Here is an 18,280-nt window from a genome sequence, read left to right as displayed (position 1 = left end):
ACCGCCCCTCCCACATTGGCTCGCGTAAGACACCTCGCTCTTCCCCCCGTCACCACTCGTACAGACCTGTCAAATATGACAGTTGCGCACGCCTGCCGATCAGTTTTTACTCACGCTCACCCCCTCGCGTAACAGGCAGTAACGCCAAGGGCCAACAGACCGTCTCGTTCCAGGGAAGGGCACACCATGAAATTATCAGCGATCACGCTTACAGGCTTAGGCCTCTGGACTGTTGGCCTGAGCATTGCTCATGCAGCCACATGGACACCTTTCTCCGCAACCGTAGGTGCACAATGCACGCCGGTCGACATCAACGATAGTGGCACGACCGTGGGCAACTGCAAGCCGGCCAGCGCCACCGCCAACAACATCCCATGGGTGGCCGACGGCTCCGCACACGGCCCCCAAACGGCACTGCCCCCTCTGGCGAGCGGGCAACCCTGCAGCGTTTGGGTAGTGTCCAACAATGAGAAAGTGGCGGGCAATTGCAGGGACGCCAGCAATTCCCACTTCGGAGTGGTGTGGGACGCCGCGTCTCCCGGAACGGCGCCCACCAAGCTGGATTCGCTACCCGCTACATTGTTAATCCCCCTGCTGCGCCCCAAAGATGTCGCGACCGAAAGCGTTGCGATCAATGACCAAGGCGACGTGGCGGGTTCAAGCGTCGATGCCGATAGCCGGGGAACCGTAGTGTTTTATGCCTCCGGCAGCGGGACACCTGAACGCGTGTCCGGCTGGGGGGACAATTGCACCGTCGCAGATATCAACCGGCCCACCACCGGCACCCCGCAAATCGCGCTCAATTGCCCGAACAATGCAGGTAATACCACCCCGCGAGTCGCGGAAAAAACCGGGCTATCCTACAACCTGACTGACTTGGCCCTGCCCACTGGGGCTAGTTACTGTACGGTCAGCAGCGCCACTAACACCGCAAGGTTTGTGGGGACATGCATTTATCCAAACTCGTCAGTAAACGTGGCGAAAAGTGCCTTCTGGAGCAGCAAGAATGCCATGCCCCTGGTACTGAACTTGTCCTCGGGCTCAAAAAACATGGCCATCGATATCAACGAGGAAGGCCTGGTGCTGGTGTCCCAGAACACCGCAGATGGGCGATACCAGTACATGACCTGGGTACCCTCCGTGCTCCCTATCCCGGTCATCACGATCATCCCTCTTCCGAGTGGAAGCGTATGGGGCGAAGCCGGTGCGATTTCCAGCGGTAATGTCGTTGGGTTGAACATCCTTACCAGCGACCAATACTCACAGGGTTGCACCTGGACACCGACGGCAGGAACGGTATGCCTGCCGTCGATTGGCGGCGGCAAAAACAACCAGGTGACGGTCATTTCCAAAAATGGAACGTACATGGCCGGAGTGGTCATGGACAGCACACAAACCGCTGTTGCTGTAACGACGCCGCTCCCCTGAAAAGCAGGTTTGCGGGACATCAATAGCCATCGCGGCGCTGCATGCACCGAAAGAAGGAGTTGCACTTATGAAATGCAGAATGGTTGTCAGCGGCCTCCTGTGTCTATGGGCCGTCAGTCAAGTCACGATGCCGCGATCTGCTGAAGCCAGGGGTCTGAAAGCGTGGGTGGGAATATGGAGTACCCCTGATATGGAAATGCGGAGTTCCCCTGGCTTGGATAGTGATTGGAACATAGCAAGAGACTTGAACCCAGGACATGGCACTTCGGCCATTGAGCCCAGCGCACCTAACCCTGTCGTCTGTAAGGGTGGATACCGCTGGGGACGAGTAAACCCTGACGACGTCATCACAAAAAACAATTGCTAAGTCCTTAACCAAAACAGCAAGGGCGACTGACAGTTAGCCAACAAGATAAAAAAAACCGCGGGGCTTTCGCCCCCGTCTTCTATCTTCGCTGTTTGAGGGCATTCCCTAAGCCCGAGTACCGCCTCAGTTCACCGACAGAATCGGGCTACCCAACTTCTCCAGCAACGTCGCCTGCGCGCTGCGCGGGTTCTGGTTGCCGGTTGGCGTATTGCGCACATAGCGCCCGTCCGACTGCAGGCTCCAGCTGTGGGTGTTGTCGGTCAGATAACTTTCCAGTTCTTTCTTGACCCGCATGATCAACTTCTTGCCTTCCACCGGGAAGCAGGTCTCCACGCGCTTGTCGAGGTTGCGCTCCATCCAGTCGGCGCTGGAGAGGAACATCTGCTCTTCGCCGCCGTTGAGGAAGTAGAACACCCGCGTGTGCTCCAGGAAGCGGCCGATGATCGAGCGCACATGGATATTGTGCGAGACGCCGGCAATGCCCGGGCGCAGGCAGCACATGCCACGCACCACCAGGTCGATGCGCACGCCGGACTGGCTGGCCTTGTACAGCGCGCGGATGATCTTCGGATCGGTCAGCGAGTTGAACTTGGCGATGATATGCGCCGGCTTGCCTTCGAGGGCGAACTGGGTCTCGCGGGCAATCATGTCGAGCATGCCCTTCTTCAGGGTGAACGGCGCGTGCAGCAGCTTCTTCATGCGCAAAGTCTTGCCCATGCCGATCAACTGGCTGAACAACTTGCCGACGTCCTCACACAGGGCGTCATCGGAGGTCAGCAAGCTGTAGTCGGTGTAGAGTTTGGCGTTGCCGGCATGGTAGTTACCGGTACCCAGGTGCGCGTAACGCACGATCTCGCCGGCTTCGCGGCGCAGGATCAGCATCATCTTGGCGTGGGTCTTGAAGCCCACCACGCCGTAGATCACCACCGCACCGGCCGCTTGCAGGCGGCTGGCCAGTTGCAGGTTGGACTCTTCGTCGAACCGCGCACGCAGCTCGATCACTGCCGTGACCTCCTTGCCGTTACGCGCCGCATCGACCAGTGCGTCGACGATTTCCGAGTTGGCGCCGCTGCGGTACAGGGTCTGGCGTACGGCCAATACATGCGGGTCCTTGGCGGCCTGGCGCAGCAGGTCGACCACCGGGGTGAAGGACTCGAACGGGTGCAGCAGCAGGATGTCCTGCTTGCTCACGACGCTGAAGATGTTCTCGCTGTTTTGCAGCAGTTTCGGGATCTGCGGCGTGAACGGCGTGTATTGCAGCTCTGGATGACTGTCCAGGCCAGTGATGCTGAACAGGCGCGTCAGGTTGACCGGGCCGTTGACCTGGTACAGCTCGCTCTCGCCCAGGTTGAACTGTTTGAGCAAGTAGTCCGAGAGGTGCTTCGGACAGGTGTCGGCCACTTCCAGGCGCACCGCATCGCCGTAGCGCCGCGAGAACAACTCACCGCGCAGGGCACGGGCCAAGTCTTCGACGTCTTCGGAATCCAGGGCCAGGTCGGCGTTGCGGGTCAGGCGGAACTGGTAGCAGCCCTTGACCTTCATGCCCTGGAACAGGTCATCGGCGTGGGCGTGGATCATCGACGACAGGAACACATAGTTATCACCAGCGCCCCCTACCTCTTCCGGTACCTTGATGATCCGTGGCAACAGGCGCGGTGCCGGGATGATCGCCAGGCCGGAATCGCGACCGAACGCGTCGATACCTTCAAGCTCAACGATGAAGTTCAGGCTCTTGTTCACCAGCAACGGGAACGGGTGCGTCGGGTCGAGGCCGATGGGCGTGATGATCGGTGCGATTTCGTCACGGAAGTAGCGGCGCACCCAGGTCTTGATCTTGGTGGTCCAGTGACGACGACGGATAAAGCGGACCTGATGTTTTTCCAGTTCCGGCAGCAGGATGTCGTTGAGGATCGCGTACTGGCGATCGACATGCCCGTGCACCAGCTCACTGATGCGCGCCAGCGCCTGGTGTGGCTGCAGACCGTCGGCACCGGCTTGTTCACGGGCGAAGGTGATCTGCTTCTTGAGGCCGGCGACGCGGATTTCGAAGAACTCGTCCAGGTTGCTGGAGAAGATCAGCAGGAATTTCAGCCGTTCCAACAATGGGTAGGACTCATCCAGCGCCTGCTCCAGCACGCGGATGTTGAATTGCAGTTGTGACAGCTCACGGTGGATGTACAGGCTGCTGTCATCCAGGTTGGTCACCACCGCCACCGGTGCCGGCGCGGGCACGGGCGCTTCGGCGACCGCAACGGGCGGGGCCGGCTCCAGCTCCGGCGGGGTCTCGGCGATTTGTTCAACCACCGGGTGAGCGTCTTTTACGGCAACTTCGGAGAGTCCTTCGGTATTCATCGAGTGTTCCTGTGAGGGCTATTGTTGCTCTCTAAGCAATTGGGCAGCGCGGGCAGCGAAGTAGGTCAGGATGCCATCAGCACCCGCACGTTTAAAGGCAGTCAGGGATTCGAGGATCACCCCTTCGCTCAACCAACCATTCTGGATCGCGGCCATGTGCATGGCGTATTCACCGCTGACCTGATAGACAAAGGTCGGCACCTTGAATTCCTCTTTGACCCGGTAAAGGATGTCCAGGTAGGGCATCCCGGGCTTGACCATCACCATGTCGGCACCTTCGGCCAGGTCGGCCGCCACTTCGTGCAGGGCCTCATGGCTGTTGGCCGGGTCCATCTGGTACGAGGCTTTGTTCGCCTTGCCCAGGTTCAGTGCCGAGCCCACCGCATCGCGGAACGGGCCATAGTAGGCACTGGCATATTTGGCCGAGTAGGCCATGATCCGTACATTGACGTGGCCGGCCAGTTCCAGGGCTTCGCGAATCGCCTGGATGCGACCGTCCATCATGTCCGACGGGGCGACCACCTGGGCACCGGCGGCGGCGTGTGACAAGGCCTGCTTGACCAGCGCGTCAACGGTGATGTCGTTCTGAACATAGCCGTCTTCGTCAAGGATGCCATCCTGCCCGTGGGTGGTGAACGGGTCCAGGGCCACGTCGGTGATCACCCCCAGCTCCGGGAACCGTTTGCGCAAGGCGCGAGTGGCGCGCTGGGCAATACCGTCCGGGTTCCAGGCTTCGGCAGCGTCGAGGGACTTGAGCTCAGGCGGGGTCACCGGGAACAGCGCCAACGCCGGAATACCCAGCGCCACCCAGTTCGCGGCTTCTTCAAGCAGCAGATCAATGGTCAAGCGCTCGACCCCTGGCATCGATGCCACCGCTTCCCGACGATTCTCACCGTCGAGCACGAACACCGGCAGGATCAGATCGTTCGTCGTCAGCACGTTTTCACGAACCAGGCGGCGAGAGAAATCATCACGGCGATTACGACGCAGACGAGTGGCAGGGAACAGGCGATTGGCAGGGGTAAAGCTCACGACAGACTCCTGAGCCCGTGTTTACGGGCGAGCGTTGCAGTTATAAGCGGCCATTATGACGAAGGAATGACAGTTGTGCTTATCGATGCGACCTGTAGTCGCATTCGTCGTTTCTGTAGGAAATGTTCACTTCGTGACACATCTCGATACTTTCATGAATGATCACGAAGGCGTAGGCTGCGCGTTCATTTCGCCAGCACCCAGACCATGCTTCAACAATTTCTGCATGACTTCGGCTACTTTGCCCTATTCCTAGGCACGTTCTTCGAAGGTGAGACCATCCTGGTACTCGCAGGCTTCCTGGCGTTCCGTGGATACATGGATATCAACCTGGTGGTCGTCGTTGCCTTTTTTGGCAGCTATGCCGGCGACCAGCTGTGGTACTTCCTGGGGCGCAAGCACGGCCGCAAACTGTTGGCGCGCAAGCCGCGCTGGCAATTGATGGGCGATAAGGCCCTGGAACATATCCGCAAGCACCCGGACATCTGGGTGCTGAGCTTCCGGTTCGTCTACGGCTTGCGTACGGTGATGCCGGTGGCGATTGGCTTGTCAGGCTACCCGCCGGCCCGCTACCTGATCCTCAATGGGATAGGCGCAGCCGTCTGGGCCGCCGCGCTCGGGGCCGCGGCCTATCACTTCGGCGCGGTGCTGGAAGGCATGCTGGGCAGCGTCAAGAAGTACGAGCTGTGGGTGTTGGGCGCATTATTGCTGTTGGGCCTCGGCCTGTGGCTACGCCGCCGCTTCAAGAACGCACGCATCACCCGCCAGGCGTGCGCCGACGCCAAGGCCCGACTGGCCGAACAGCAACAGGCCGAGCCCGCTAAAGTCGATGCGCCTAAGACGCCAATCGAGTAAGCCGGCCTCTGCAGCAATAGAGGCCGATCACACTGAGCAAGCTGTAACTGAGCAGCCCCAGCCAGCCCAGGTGGCTGGCCGGCCATAGCCCCAGCAGCGGCGCCAGCCACACCAAGGGCACGTTCAGCGCCAGGCGCACCAGCTCCGCCTTCAACGCCCATGGGCGATTCTCCAGGGCCACGCCCAACGTAAACAGGCCCAGCGCCATTGCACTCCAGCCCAGGATCAGCGCAGCCGTGGGCAAACCTTCGCCGAAATTCATCAAGTAGCTGCCAAACCCCACATACGCCGCAAATTGCAGGGCGATATAGACCTGCTGGCGCGCGTCCAGCGGCACGTCGAATTTACGAAACTGGCTCAGGTCTGGCTTGGCCAACGGGTATTTGGCCTTCACGTCCGCCGGGCGCCAGCCGGTACGCATGAACCAGATGCGCAGCTTGTCCCACCAGCGTTCGGTGCGTCGCGCATCACTCCACAACTGCGCATAGAACTGCAGGTTGGCCCACAGCGGATTCCAACTGGCCAAAGGCGTGGTCACGCCGAAAATCACCGGCTCGTTGTCGTCTTCTTCCTGGAAGGTGCCGAACAGCCGGTCCCAAATAATGAACACCCCGCCGTAGTTGCGATCCATGTAGAGAGCGTTCTGTGCATGGTGGGCCCGATGATTGGATGGCGTGACGAAGAACCACTCGAACCAGCCAAGCTTGGGCACATGGCGGGTGTGAACCCAGAATTGGTACAACAGGTTGAGCGAAGCCACGCTGATAAACACCACCAGCGGCACGCCAAGCACGGCCAAGGGCAGGTAGAAGATCCAGCTCAGCAGAAAGCCGGTGCTGGTCTGGCGCAGGGCGGTGCTGAGGTTGTAGTCCTCGCTCTGGTGATGCACCGAATGGGCGGCCCACAGGATATTGCGTTCATGCCCCATGCGGTGCAGCCAGTAGTAGCAGAAGTCGTAGAACACAAAAGCGAACACCCAGGTCCAGGCACTCTGGGCAGGCAACTCGATAAGTGCCAGGTGCTTGAGGGCGAACGCATAGGTCAGCAGCCCCACGCCCTTGGTCAACAAGCCCGTGGTGGTAGACAGCACGCCGGTGCTGAGGCTGTTGATGGCATCCGCCACCCGGTAGTTACGCTGGCTGCGCCAACGATCGGCCAGCAACTCAACCACGATCAAGGCGATGAAAAACGGTACCGCGTAAGGCACGAAGTCCATGGGCTAGTCCGGTCTATTTTTGTTACATCAAGATTAGGTGCTGCGGCGAGAGTTCCCATTGGCAACAGATGACAAATTAGTAGACATTTAACGCCAAGACCCCAGGAGAAATGCCCATGAGCAAAAAGATTGCAGTGATCCTTTCCGGCTGCGGCGTGTATGACGGCGCAGAGATTCACGAAAGCGTGATCACCTTGCTGCGCCTGGACCAGCGCGGTGCTCAGGTCCAATGTTTTGCCCCGGATATTGCGCAACTGCATGTGATCAATCACCTGACGGGCGAAGAAATGCCTGAATCGCGCAATGTGCTGGTGGAGTCGGCGCGCATTGCCCGGGGCAACGTGAAGGACATCCGTGACGCCAACGCCGAAGACTTCGACGCGTTGATCGTACCTGGCGGGTTTGGCGCGGCGAAAAACCTGTCGAACTTCGCCGTCGAAGGTGCCGGTTGCAGTATCAACCCGCAGGTCTTGGCACTCGCCGAAGCCTTTGCCGAAGCGGGCAAGCCGATAGGTTTGATCTGCATCTCGCCGGCCCTGGCGGCGAAGATCTATGGCCCGGGCGTCACCTGCACCATCGGCAACGATGCCGACACCGCGGCCGCCATGGACAAGATGGGCGCCACCCACCAGGAATGCGGGGTTGAAGACATTGTCGAAGACAAGGCGCGCAAGCTGGTGAGCACCCCGGCCTACATGCTCGGCAAGAACATCAGCGAGGTCGCGTCAGGCATCAATAAGCTGGTGGACCGAGTGCTGGAGCTGACGCACGAAAACGATTAGTCGCGATGAATAGGCTTCTGTGGCAAGCCCCCTTGCCACAACAAGCTCACTCTCGACAACAAGCTCACTCCCCAGCAAGCGCCTTCTCCACAACGCTCAATCTCCACAGGATCAAATCTGGCGCATTAACCGCGTCAGTATCCTGTCGAGTGCGTTGGCAAACGCCTGTTTGTCCTTTTCCCCATGGGGCGGCGGGCCGCCGCCCATCTGGCCCTGCTCGCGCAGATCGGTGAACAGGTTGCGTACCGCCAACCGTTCACTCATGTTTTGCGGGCTGAATTCCTTGCCCCGTGGATCAAGGGCTGTAACCCCCTTCTTCACCAGGCGATCAGCCAGGGGGACATCGCTACAGATCACCAATTCGCCGGGCACTGCGTGATCCACCAGGTAATCATCCGCCGCGTCCGGACCGCTGGGTACCACGATCAGCTTCACGCAGGCAAAGCTCGGCTTGATCTGGCTCTGCCCCGCCACCAGCACCACCTCGAACTGACGCTTGAGGGCAAATTTCACCACCTGATCCTTGGCGGCCCGAGGGCAGGCATCGGCATCGATCCACACGCGCATGGTCAGGCCGCCAATCGGCGCTTGTCAGCCACACGGCTGCGGCTGTATAGCACCACAATTGCCAGGATCGCCACCACCTGTGCACTCAGCGAGTAGGCATCGGCGTGGATACCCAGCCAATCGAAGTCAAAGAACGCCACTGGTCGCGTGCCGAAAATGCCCGCTTCCTGCAACGCCTTCACGCCATGCCCGGCGAACACCACCGACAGCGCGCACAACAGGGCGGCGTTGATACCGAAGAACAGCGCCAATGGCAGCTTCGCCGAACCGCGCAGGATCACCCATGCCAGGCCCACCAGCAGCACCAGCGCCGTGGCACCACCCGCCAGCACAGCGTTGTGCCCGGCCGGGCCGGCTTGCAGCCACAGGGTTTCGTAGAACAGGATCACCTCGAACAGTTCGCGGTACACCGAGAAGAACGCCAGCACCGCAAAGCCAAACCGCCCACCGCCGCCCACCAGGCTGCTCTTGATGTAGTCCTGCCAGGCTGCCGCGTGGCGCCGGTCGTGCATCCACACGCCAAGCCACAGCACCATGACGCTGGCGAACAGCGCCGTGCAGCCTTCGAGCAATTCGCGCTGTGCACCGCTGACGTCAATCACATACGCCGCCAACGCCCAGGTCGCGAGGCCGGCCAGCAACGCCAGGCCCCAGCCAATATTGACGCTGCGCACCGCCGATTGCTGGCCGGTATTACGCAGGAAGGCGAGGATCGCCGCCAGCACCAGAATCGCTTCCAACCCTTCGCGCAACAGGATCAACAGCCCGGAAATAAAGCTCAGCGACCAACTCAAACCGTCGCCGCCCAGTAAACCGGCAGACTCGGTGAGCTTGCCCTTGGCCACGTCCAGACGCTGCTGCACCTGTTCGATCGGCAAGCCATCCTGCAACGACTGCCGATAGGCCATCAGGGCCTTTTCGGTGTCTTTGCGTACAGTGGCGTTGACGTTATCCAGGGAGCTTTCCACCAGCTCGAAGCCTTCCAGGTACGCAGCGACCGACAGGTCGTAGGCCTGTTCACGATCACCGTTGCGGAACGCGGCAAGGCTCTTGTCCAAGGTCGCGGCGGTGTAGTCGAGCAACTGCGCCGGGCCACGCTTGACCTGCGGCGGTTGCGCGCGCTGGGCCCGGAACGTCGCGGCAGCGGCCGGACCGGCACTGGCCAGCACTTCATTGGGTGTCTGACGGGCGAGGTCGGCAAGGTTGAAGGGGTGTTCGCTTTTGGCTGCGGCCGGATCGGCTGTAAAGCCTGCGATGTAAGTGGCCAGGTCCCAACGCTGGCGATCGTCCAGTTGGTCGGCGAAGGACGGCATGTCCGTGCCTTCGACGCCCAGGCCAAGGGTGTTGTAGATCGCATACAGGCTCAGGCGGTCCAGGCGTACAGCATTTCGCAGGTTCGCCGGAGGTGGCGTCATGCCCACGCTCGCCGGGCCATCACCGGTACCCGCCGTGCCGTGGCAGACCGAACAGTGCTGTGCATAGAGCGGTGCACCTCGCGTTGGGTCAGGGGTGATTGCCGGGGCCTGGCTGACTTCATACGCCACCGCGAGCTTGGCGCCCAACTGACGGGCCTGGCGGGCCACGGTCGCGCCATCCTGACGAGCCGTCACGGCCGCCTGTAATTCATCCACACCCTTTACCAGCTCGGCGTGCTCGGGTTTCGACGGCAAGTCCGCGACCAGGCCCTGCAAAACCCCAAGAAACTCCACCTGCTCACGGTATTCCGACTCATCAACGACTTTGCCCGCCGCCACTGTCGGGGGGTAGTCCGCGCCAATGTAATCCAGCAAATGCAGGGCTTTTTGCGCGCCTTCAGGACTCGCGGCCAACAGGTTGAAGCTGCACGACATCAACGCCGGCAACACCAGCCAGGCGAGAACACGGAAGGGGGCAGTCATGAATGAATCTCAAGGGGAAATACGAAGTAACACATTGTTGAGGTTTATGCGCTTTGACTCAAGGCGTATGTGATTCGCCGAGCAGAAGAAGAACCGAGCCTTTTGAAAAGCCATGATGGCTTTTTGTCGATTAGATCACAGCAAAAAGCCATTGTTTTGCCATTAATGACGCCTATAATGCCGCGCCCTGTTATCGCGAAAGGGAATTTTGCTCCTCGTTTTTATGAGGAATTAGTAGGACGCGCCGTGCATCCTGCGATTGGTGATTCGAGCCGACCAGCACCTCGGCTGATTACGTTCAGGGAAGAAGCTTGCCATGGCATTTCGCGCCTTAACCCCGCTAGCGCTCGCGGCGGTAACCGTGTTGTCCGGTTGCTCGATGTTTCGTAGCTACGATTCCGAGCTGCAAGCCACCAATCAGCAGTTGGCCACGGGCAATGTCGACGCCGCCCTGACCCTGCTGGAAAAGAACAACACCGGCGAAGACAAGGACCTGCTCTATTTCTTTGAAAAAGGGGAATTGCTGCGGGCCAGGGGCGACCTGACTGGCAGCCAGACCGCCTGGCGCAGCGCCGACCTGCAAGTCTACAAATGGGAAGAGTCGGTCAAGTTCGACAGCGAAAAGTACCTTTCCCAATTCGGCAGTTTCCTGGTCAACGACAAAGTGCGTCGCTATGAAGGCTATGACTACGAAAAAGTCATGCTGACCACCCAGATGGCCCTGAACCTGCTGGCCCTGAATGACTTCGACGGCGCGCGCACCGAGATCAAGAAGACCCACGAGCGCGAAGCCGTGATCGCCGACCTGCGCGACAAGGAATACCTCAAGCGCGAAGACGAAGCCGAGCGCCAGGGCGTGACCACCCAGATCAAGGACCTGCGCGGCTATCCGGTGCAAGCCCTGGACGCTCCCGAAGTGGTCGGCCTGAAGAACAGCTACCAGAGTGCGTTCAGCCATTACCTCGCCGGGTTCGTCTACGAAGCCCTGGGTGAAAAAGACCTGGCCGCACCGGGTTATCGCAAGGCGGCCGAGTTGCGCCCCAATACCCCGCTGCTGGAACAGGCCTTGCTGGACCTGGATAAATCCAAGGTCGGCGCCGATGAAACCGACGTGCTGATCGTGGTCCAAAGCGGCCTGGCACCGGCCCGCGATTCGATCCGCCTGCCCTTGCCGATACCGATCAACGGCAACCTGGTGATCACCCCACTGTCGTTCCCGGTGATCAAGGCAGACACCTCCACCCCGGCCTTCGCCCAAATCGGTGTCGACGGGCGGCAGCAGAACCTCACCGCGCTCAACAGCACCACCGCGATGTCCCGTCGCGCACTGCGTGACGACATGCCGGGGATCATCCTGCGCACCACCGTGCGCGCGATCAGCCGTGGCGTGGCGCAAAACAACCTGAACAAGACCAACCCCATGGCGGGCCTGGTGCTGGGTATTGCTTCGGCCGTGGCCGAAGGCGCCGACACCCGGACCTGGCGCACCTTGCCGGATATGACCCAAGTCACGCGCCTGCGCCTCAAGCATGGCGAGCACCAGGTCAGTCTGCCCAACGCCCTGGGCGGCACGCTGGTGACGATCAAGGCCGATCAGCGCTACCAGGTGATCACCCTGCGCGTAGTCGGCAACCAGGTGTTCGCCGGCGGCCTCGCGGCCCATGTGGTCCCGAGCACTCAACCCCAGGCTATCGCCACCCTCAAACAACCCTAAGGAGCGCGCTATGCGTCATTTCATCCTCGGCGCCTTGGCGCTGGTCCTGCTCGCCGGCTGCGCGACCCCGCCGCCCCCGGCACCCGGCAGTGCCGCCAGCAAGATCGTGGTGATGGGCAAGTTCAAGGGCATCGCCGTCGGTGCCATCCGCGTCGCCCGCGAGAACGGCTTTCTAACGGCCAAGGTGCAGTTGAGCAACATCACCAGCAGCAACCAGATGATGTATTACCGCTTCGCCTGGCTGGGCGCCGACGGTTTCCCGGTAGGCGATGAAGAGACCTGGAAAGTGCTGAACCTGTATGCCAACCAGGCCACGTTCCTGCCGGCCATCGCCAATTTGCCCCAGGCGGCGGACTTCCGTCTTGAAGTGAAGACGCCTTGAAGCCCTCCTCCCTCCGCTTACAGAGAGATATCCCCATGTTTGCACGCTTCTCGATGCTCGCCGTGGTCGCCGTCCTGGCCAGCGGCTGCGCCAATACTTCACCGGTATTGGGCGGCAAAAATATCAGCTACGGCGATACCAAGGCTGTGGAACTGGTGACCAACGAATTCGGTTCCACCGACCTGCAGATGATCGCCGAGAGCATGACCCGCTCCCTGGCCCAGTCCGGCATCCTCCAGGGGCGCCCGGTGGTGCAGGTGTATGACGTGAAGAACAAGACCAGCGAGTACATCGATACCCGCGAGATCACTACGTCGATCAAGACCCAGCTGATGAAGACCGGCACCGCGCGGTTCGCCAGCGACAACACCGATATGCAAAGCCAGGTCGACCAACTCAAGCTGCAGAACCAGAGCGGCCTGTACAAGAAATCCACCGTGAGCAAGACCGGCAATATGGTCGCCGCCAAGTACCGCCTGGAAGGCTCGATCAGCTCCATCGTCAAGCGCAGCTCGGACTACAAGGACGTGTTCTACAAGTTCAGCCTGCAACTGATCGACGTCGAGAGCGGCCTGGCCGAATGGATGGACGAAAAAGAAATCCGCAAAACCACGGAGCGCTAAGCAATGCGTGCATGGATCGGCATGATCGGCCTGCTGTGCGCCTTTGGCGCCTCGGCCGCGCCGAAGATCGCGGTGACCGACCTGGCCTATGAGGCGCAGGTCGAGGAGTACATTCACCAGGTCTCGGCCAGCAACAACTTCCAGGCCGGCGCTTACCACGCCAGTGGCGCGTCGAACTACAGCGAGTACGAAAGCCGCACCCGCTACATCGAACAGACCGAGCTGCGTAAATTCAGCGGTGACATCAAGGGCGAGATCCTCAAGTCGCGCCAGTTCCAGCTGGTGCAGAGCACGCCTTACACGGCCGACGCCAAGGCAGACGTCTACGATGTGATCAAACGCATCAAGGCCGGCAACTTCAAGGGTGCGGACTACGTGCTGTTCGGCACGCTGTCAGACATCGACTTCACCCAGGACATCAACGCCCTGGACCACACCAACAGTTACTCGGCGGTGCTGGGGCTGACACTGGTGGCGGATTTCAGCCTGATCAACACCCGCACTTTCGAAATCACCTCGGCGTTCACCGCCATGGGTGAGGGCCAGGACACCAAGCTGGTGAACAGCCGTGATGTGCGCGTAAGCCTGAACCGGCCGCGTGTGGTGAAGGAGGTGTCGAAAGCGCTGGGTGAAGATGTGGCGCGACAGTTGGCGGAGCAACTGGGCGGAGGGTATCAAGACCCCGGTCAGCCGGTGTTGCGCAACAACCTGCCAAGGGATGAAGCGCCGAAGATCCTGCGCTGACGCCCTATTCACACACACCGCAAAACTAATGTGGGAGGGGCGGTGCGACGATTCGACTTGCCCCCTCCCACAGTTTTGATTCGGTTTCGTCAGTTATGCCGTGGCGCGGTGAAGGCTGGCGAGGAAGCCGGCAGCCCCTACGAACAACCCGGCAAACGTGCGGTTCATACGCTTCTGCTGCTTAGGCGTGCGCAACAACCGCAACACCTTCGACGCCAACCCCGTATACCCCGCCATCACGATCATATCGACGCTGATCATCGTCGCACCCAGGATCAGGTACTGGATCAACAGCGGCGCCTGCGGGTTCACGAATTGCGGCAGCACCGCGAGCATGAACACCAGCGCCTTGGGGTTGCTGGCGTTGACCAGAAAACCCCGGAACATCATCGCCATCGGCTTGCCGATCGGGCGCACCGCCGCGTCATCGGTCATGTCCATGGGCAGCGCACGCCATTGCTTGACGGCCAGGTACACCAGGTACGCCACGCCAAACCATTTGATCGCATAGAAGGCGGTGGAAGATGTCGCCAGAATGGCACCCAGGCCGCAAGCAACGACCGCAATCTGCATCGCCAGGCCCAGTTGCAGGCCGATGGCATTCCAGTAACCGCGCAGGAAACCGTATTGCAAGCCACTGGACATCGAGGCGATGGCGCCAGCGCCAGGAGAAAGGGAGATGATCCAACTGGCCAGGAAAAAGGCCAGCCATGTGTCGAGTGCCATTACACACCTCGGGAAAGAGTCAGCGATTGTTGTGCCTTAAGCTAACTCCGACGACCAAGGAATGGCTATAGATTTCTTGCAGGAGCGAGCTTGCTCGCGAAAAACCAAGAGGCGCCGCTGGGCGTCAGGCTCCCCGCGGTATCGTTCACGTTCTTCGCGAGCAAGCTCGCTCCTACAGAGGTGAGACGCTTGTATCGCGCCAACGTCGTACCGAACGCTGGAAGAACAAGCTGTTGGGCACCTGCACCACTGCGCTGCCGGTCCCTGCTTCCTCGACCTCGATCAGCGTGGTGTAGAGCAGGTTGATCGCCACCACCCGGCCTTTCACGCCGGGCTTGTCGACGGTGTCTACCAGCTCAACGATATCACCGAGACGAAACGGCCCGACCGTGAAAATCAGGATCGCGCACAGCAGGTTGGACAACACCGACCACATGGCAAAGAACGCCACCGCCGCCACCGCCACAAACCCCGACAGTGCCGTCCACAACACCGTGGCGGAAACGCCCAGGCGCTCCAACACAAAGATCAGCGCGCTGCCCATGATCAGCCAGCGCAAGCCGCCGCGCAGCGGCATCAGCAATTGTGGCGGGAACGGGTAACGCTCACCCAGGCGGGTCAGGCCTTTTGCGACAAAGCGCTGGGCAAGGTAGCCGGCCAGCAGGATCAGCAGGATTTGCACACCGATCCACACCGGCTCGACCCATTGCGCCGGGAACGGCAGCTGCAACGCATCCATCAGGACAGCGCCTCCAGCTCCGCTTGCAGGCTTTCAAGCAGTTCGAGGGCTTCCATCCAGCTTTCCTCCAGTTGCCCTTCACGGACCTTGAGCTTGGCCTGCTCGGCCAGCAGGTCGCGCAGTTCGTCCTTGCGGGCCGCTTCATACACGGCACTGTCGCCCAGGCTGGCTTCGATTTTGGCCAGGCGTTCATGGACCTTGCCCAGCTCGGCTTCCAGCTTGTCGGCCTCGCGTTTGTGCGGCGCCAACTGCTGGCGCAGCGCGGCAGCGGCCTGGCGCTGGGCTTTCTTGTCGGTCTTGTCCGGGTTGACCGGGGTGTTGCTGACCGGTGCGTTGCGCAGGCGGTAATCCGTCAGCCAGCGCGCATAGTCGTCCAGGTCGCCATCGAACTCTTCGACTTTGCCATCGGCCACCAGCAGGAAGTTGTCCGTGGTGCTCTTGAGCAAGTGGCGATCGTGAGACACCACCAGTACCGCACCGCTGAATTCCTGCAGGGCCATGGTCAACGCCAGGCGCATTTCCAGATCCAGGTGGTTGGTGGGTTCGTCGAGCAGCAACAGGTTCGGTCGGTCCCAGGCGATCAACGCCAGGGCCAGGCGAGCCTTTTCGCCACCGGAGAAGTTCAACACGGGCTCATCGATCCGTGCGCCACGGAAGTCGAACCCGCCGAGGAAATCGCGCAAGGTCTGCTCGCGCTCGGTCGGTGCCAGGCGCTGCAGGTGCAGCAACGGGCTGGCCTTGGCATCGAGGGAGTCCAACTGATGCTGGGCGAAGTAGCCCACTACCAGGTTCTCACCACGGGTCAGGCGGCCGGCCAGGGGCTGCAGCTCACCCGAGAGGTTCTTGATCAGCGTCGACTTGCCCGCGCCGTTAGGCCCGAGCAAACCGATGCGTGCGCCCGGCGTGAGCTGCAGCTTGACCTTCTCGAGGATGGTTTTGTCGCCATAGCCCAGGCGCGCATCCGAGAGGTCGAGCAGTGGGCTGGAGATTTTCACCGATTCGCGGAACACAAAATCAAAGGGCGAATCGACGTGGGCCGCCGACAGCTCTTCCATGCGCTCCAGTGCCTTGATCCGGCTCTGGGCCTGGCGGGCCTTGGTGGCCTGGGCCTTGAACCGGGCGATGTAGCTTTCCATGTGCGCACGCTGCGCCTGCTGCTTCTCGTAGGCTTGTTGCTGCTGGGCCAGGCGCTCGGCACGGGCGCGTTCGAACGCGGTGTAGCCACCCCGGTAAAGGGTGATTTTCTTCTGTTCGACGTGGGCGATGTTGTCGACCACGGCGTCGAGGAAATCCCGGTCGTGGGAAATCAGCAGCAAGGTGCCTTGGTAGTTCTTGAGGAAGTCCTCCAGCCACAGGATTGCATCGAGGTCCAAGTGGTTGGTCGGCTCATCGAGCAGCAACAGGTCCGAGGGGCACATCAGCGCCTGGGCCAGGTTCAGGCGCATGCGCCAGCCGCCGGAAAAGTCAGCGACCGGGCGGTCCATCTGCTCGTTGGTAAAGCCAAGGCCGGCCAGCATCTTGCGCGCGCGGGCGTCGGCGGTGTAACCGTCGGCGCTGTCGAGTTCCGAGTGCAGGCGCGCCTGGGCGGCACCGTCCTGGGCTTTCTCGGCCTCGGCCAGGTCGTGCTGAACCTGGCGCAGGCGCAGGTCGCCATCGAGCACGTAGTCGATCGCAATGCGGTCCAGGGTGTCGATCTCCTGGCGCATATGGGCGATGCGCCAGTCGGCCGGCAGCAGGCAGTCCCCGGAATCCGGGGTCAGCTCACCCAACAACAGGGCGAACAACGTGGATTTGCCGGCGCCGTTGGCACCGATCAGGCCGGCTTTGTGACCGGCGTGCAGGGTCAGCTCGGCGTCTTCGAGAAGACGTTGCGGGCCACGCTGTAATGTTAGGCTTTGAAGTCGGATCATAATGGCGGCGGAGTCTACCAGCTTCGCAGGCCGCTGGCTTGGGTGTGAATATGTGTGCTGACCTGTGGAGCTTTGCCCTCTCGACTTACACCCGTCCGGGCGTGGAGGCCGCCTGCCTGCGCCTCCAGGAACAAGGAGCGGATGTGTGCCTGTTGCTTTGCGGGGCCTGGCTGGAACAACGAGGTGTAGGGTGTGTACCCGAGCGCGTGCAGGCACTGCAACAAATTGCCCGGCCTTGGCAGATGCAGGTCATCGAACCCTTGCGTCGGGTGCGGGTGCAATGGCGAGAGCTGGCACAGCAGGATGAATCATTGGCGGCATTGCGGGAACGGGTCAAGGCCCTGGAGCTGGATGCCGAGCGACAGTTGCTGACACGCCTGGAGGCGTTGGTTCTGGGATGGCAGGCGGGTGATGGCGTGGGTCAACCGCAATGGTTGGAAAGACTGGCGACTGAGGATGCCGCCAACCTTGACCCCGACGCGCTGCAGCAGCTGCGCGTCGAAGTCACCGGCACTTAGGAAGCGCTGGTTGGGGTGGTGCTTGGCGCTACCGGTGCAGGGGTGCTGCTGGCCGATGCGGTTGGAGCGGTGGTCGCTGCCGGGCTAGCAGCAGGCGCTGCTGGAGCCGTTGGCTTGGCCGGTGCAGGCTTGGCAGCAGCGGGTTTCGCAGCAGCGGCTTTAACCACTGGCTTGGCGGCTGGTTTCGCGGCAGCGGCTTTAACGGCCGGCTTGGCGGCTGGTTTTGCAGCAGCGGCTTTAGCGACCGGCTTGGCAGCTGGTTTTGCAGCAGCGGCTTTAGCGACTGGCTTGGCGGCTGGTTTTGCAGCAGCAGTTTTAGCAACTGGCTTAGCGGCTGGTTTTGCAGCAGCAGTTTTAGCAACTGGCTTGGCGGCTGGTTTTGCAGCAGCAGTTTTAGCAACTGGCTTGGCGGCTGGTTTTGCAGCAG

The 18,280-nt window shown here is 61.0% G+C and carries 17 protein-coding genes; 8 read left to right on the top strand and 9 right to left on the bottom strand.

The window, feature by feature from the left end:
- Positions 1-186: 186 nt before the first annotated feature.
- Complete coding sequence (locus ACODSV_RS25505; RefSeq protein WP_150054578.1) at positions 187-1,428, top strand: hypothetical protein; 1,242 nt, start codon at positions 187-189, stop codon at positions 1,426-1,428.
- Between the two features lie 490 nt (positions 1,429-1,918).
- Here the strand turns inward: ACODSV_RS25505 and ppk1 are convergent, their stop codons facing one another.
- Complete coding sequence (ppk1, locus tag ACODSV_RS25500; protein ID WP_150054579.1) at positions 1,919-4,147, bottom strand: polyphosphate kinase 1; 2,229 nt, start codon at positions 4,145-4,147, stop codon at positions 1,919-1,921.
- An 18-nt stretch (positions 4,148-4,165) separates the two neighbouring features.
- Positions 4,166-5,179: a porphobilinogen synthase gene (gene hemB, locus ACODSV_RS25495; protein ID WP_024078033.1), complete on the bottom strand. Its 1,014-nt coding sequence runs from the start codon at positions 5,177-5,179 to the stop codon at positions 4,166-4,168.
- Positions 5,180-5,386: 207 nt separating this feature from the next.
- Between hemB and ACODSV_RS25490 the strand changes: the two genes are divergently transcribed.
- Complete coding sequence (locus ACODSV_RS25490; RefSeq protein ID WP_024078034.1) at positions 5,387-6,034, top strand: DedA family protein; 648 nt, start codon at positions 5,387-5,389, stop codon at positions 6,032-6,034.
- On the opposite strand, the gene ACODSV_RS25485 is transcribed toward ACODSV_RS25490, so the two are convergent.
- Entirely contained in the window at positions 6,015-7,250 is a 1,236-nt protein-coding gene (locus ACODSV_RS25485) for a sterol desaturase family protein (RefSeq protein WP_024078035.1), read from the bottom strand. The two genes, ACODSV_RS25490 and ACODSV_RS25485, sit on opposite strands and share 20 nt — an antisense overlap.
- 116 nt (positions 7,251-7,366) lie before the next feature.
- On the opposite strand from ACODSV_RS25485, the gene elbB reads away from it, so the two are divergent.
- The gene (elbB, locus tag ACODSV_RS25480; protein WP_041161052.1) at positions 7,367-8,032 is read left to right on the top strand and encodes an isoprenoid biosynthesis glyoxalase ElbB; all 666 of its coding nucleotides are present in this window, start codon (positions 7,367-7,369) and stop codon (positions 8,030-8,032) included.
- 111 nt (positions 8,033-8,143) lie between these two features.
- Here the strand turns inward: elbB and ACODSV_RS25475 are convergent, their stop codons facing one another.
- Both ACODSV_RS25475 and ACODSV_RS25470 read right to left on the bottom strand, forming a co-directional pair.
- Positions 8,144-8,599, bottom strand: coding sequence for a YaiI/YqxD family protein (locus ACODSV_RS25475; protein ID WP_150054580.1), 456 nt, complete (start codon positions 8,597-8,599; stop codon positions 8,144-8,146).
- Positions 8,600-8,601: 2 nt separating this feature from the next.
- On the bottom strand, positions 8,602-10,497 hold the full coding sequence (locus tag ACODSV_RS25470) for an FTR1 family protein (protein WP_150054581.1): 1,896 nt from the start codon (positions 10,495-10,497) through the stop codon (positions 8,602-8,604).
- A gap of 316 nt (positions 10,498-10,813) precedes the next feature.
- Between ACODSV_RS25470 and ACODSV_RS25465 the strand changes: the two genes are divergently transcribed.
- From ACODSV_RS25465 to ACODSV_RS25450, 4 genes are read left to right on the top strand one after another with little or no spacing between them, the layout of a single operon-like run.
- Complete coding sequence (locus ACODSV_RS25465) at positions 10,814-12,211, top strand: COG3014 family protein (RefSeq protein WP_069077257.1); 1,398 nt, start codon at positions 10,814-10,816, stop codon at positions 12,209-12,211.
- Between the two features lie 10 nt (positions 12,212-12,221).
- Positions 12,222-12,593: a YcfL family putative periplasmic lipoprotein gene (locus tag ACODSV_RS25460; RefSeq protein ID WP_024078040.1), complete on the top strand. Its 372-nt coding sequence runs from the start codon at positions 12,222-12,224 to the stop codon at positions 12,591-12,593.
- 35 nt (positions 12,594-12,628) lie between these two features.
- Entirely contained in the window at positions 12,629-13,216 is a 588-nt protein-coding gene (gene lpoB, locus ACODSV_RS25455; protein ID WP_024078041.1) for a penicillin-binding protein activator LpoB, read from the top strand.
- 3 nt (positions 13,217-13,219) lie between these two features.
- Positions 13,220-13,960 (top strand): penicillin-binding protein activator LpoB, encoded by a 741-nt coding sequence (locus tag ACODSV_RS25450; protein WP_150054582.1) that lies wholly within the window; start codon positions 13,220-13,222, stop codon positions 13,958-13,960.
- Between the two features lie 93 nt (positions 13,961-14,053).
- Here ACODSV_RS25450 and ACODSV_RS25445 read toward each other — a convergent pair whose 3' ends face one another.
- From ACODSV_RS25445 to ACODSV_RS25435, 3 genes are all read right to left on the bottom strand, one after another.
- Positions 14,054-14,686, bottom strand: a complete 633-nt coding sequence (locus ACODSV_RS25445) for a LysE family transporter (protein WP_024078043.1) — start codon at positions 14,684-14,686, stop codon at positions 14,054-14,056.
- A 172-nt stretch (positions 14,687-14,858) separates the two neighbouring features.
- On the bottom strand, positions 14,859-15,425 hold the full coding sequence (locus ACODSV_RS25440) for a mechanosensitive ion channel family protein (RefSeq protein ID WP_024078044.1): 567 nt from the start codon (positions 15,423-15,425) through the stop codon (positions 14,859-14,861).
- Complete coding sequence (locus tag ACODSV_RS25435; protein ID WP_024078045.1) at positions 15,425-17,335, bottom strand: ATP-binding cassette domain-containing protein; 1,911 nt, start codon at positions 17,333-17,335, stop codon at positions 15,425-15,427. The genes ACODSV_RS25440 and ACODSV_RS25435 overlap by 1 nt, the downstream gene beginning before the upstream one ends.
- A gap of 50 nt (positions 17,336-17,385) precedes the next feature.
- Between ACODSV_RS25435 and ACODSV_RS25430 the strand changes: the two genes are divergently transcribed.
- Entirely contained in the window at positions 17,386-17,853 is a 468-nt protein-coding gene (locus ACODSV_RS25430) for a TIGR02444 family protein (protein ID WP_150054499.1), read from the top strand.
- Here ACODSV_RS25430 and ACODSV_RS25425 read toward each other — a convergent pair.
- The coding region (locus ACODSV_RS25425; RefSeq protein WP_489078349.1) for a hypothetical protein at positions 17,850-18,280 on the bottom strand (431 nt) is incomplete at its 5' end. The two genes, ACODSV_RS25430 and ACODSV_RS25425, sit on opposite strands and share 4 nt — an antisense overlap.

The sequence above is a fragment of the Pseudomonas sp. FG86 genome (genome assembly GCF_057808775.1).
The sequence above is the reverse complement of the archived record's forward strand: the minus strand, read 5'-3'. Positions and strand labels throughout refer to the sequence as shown.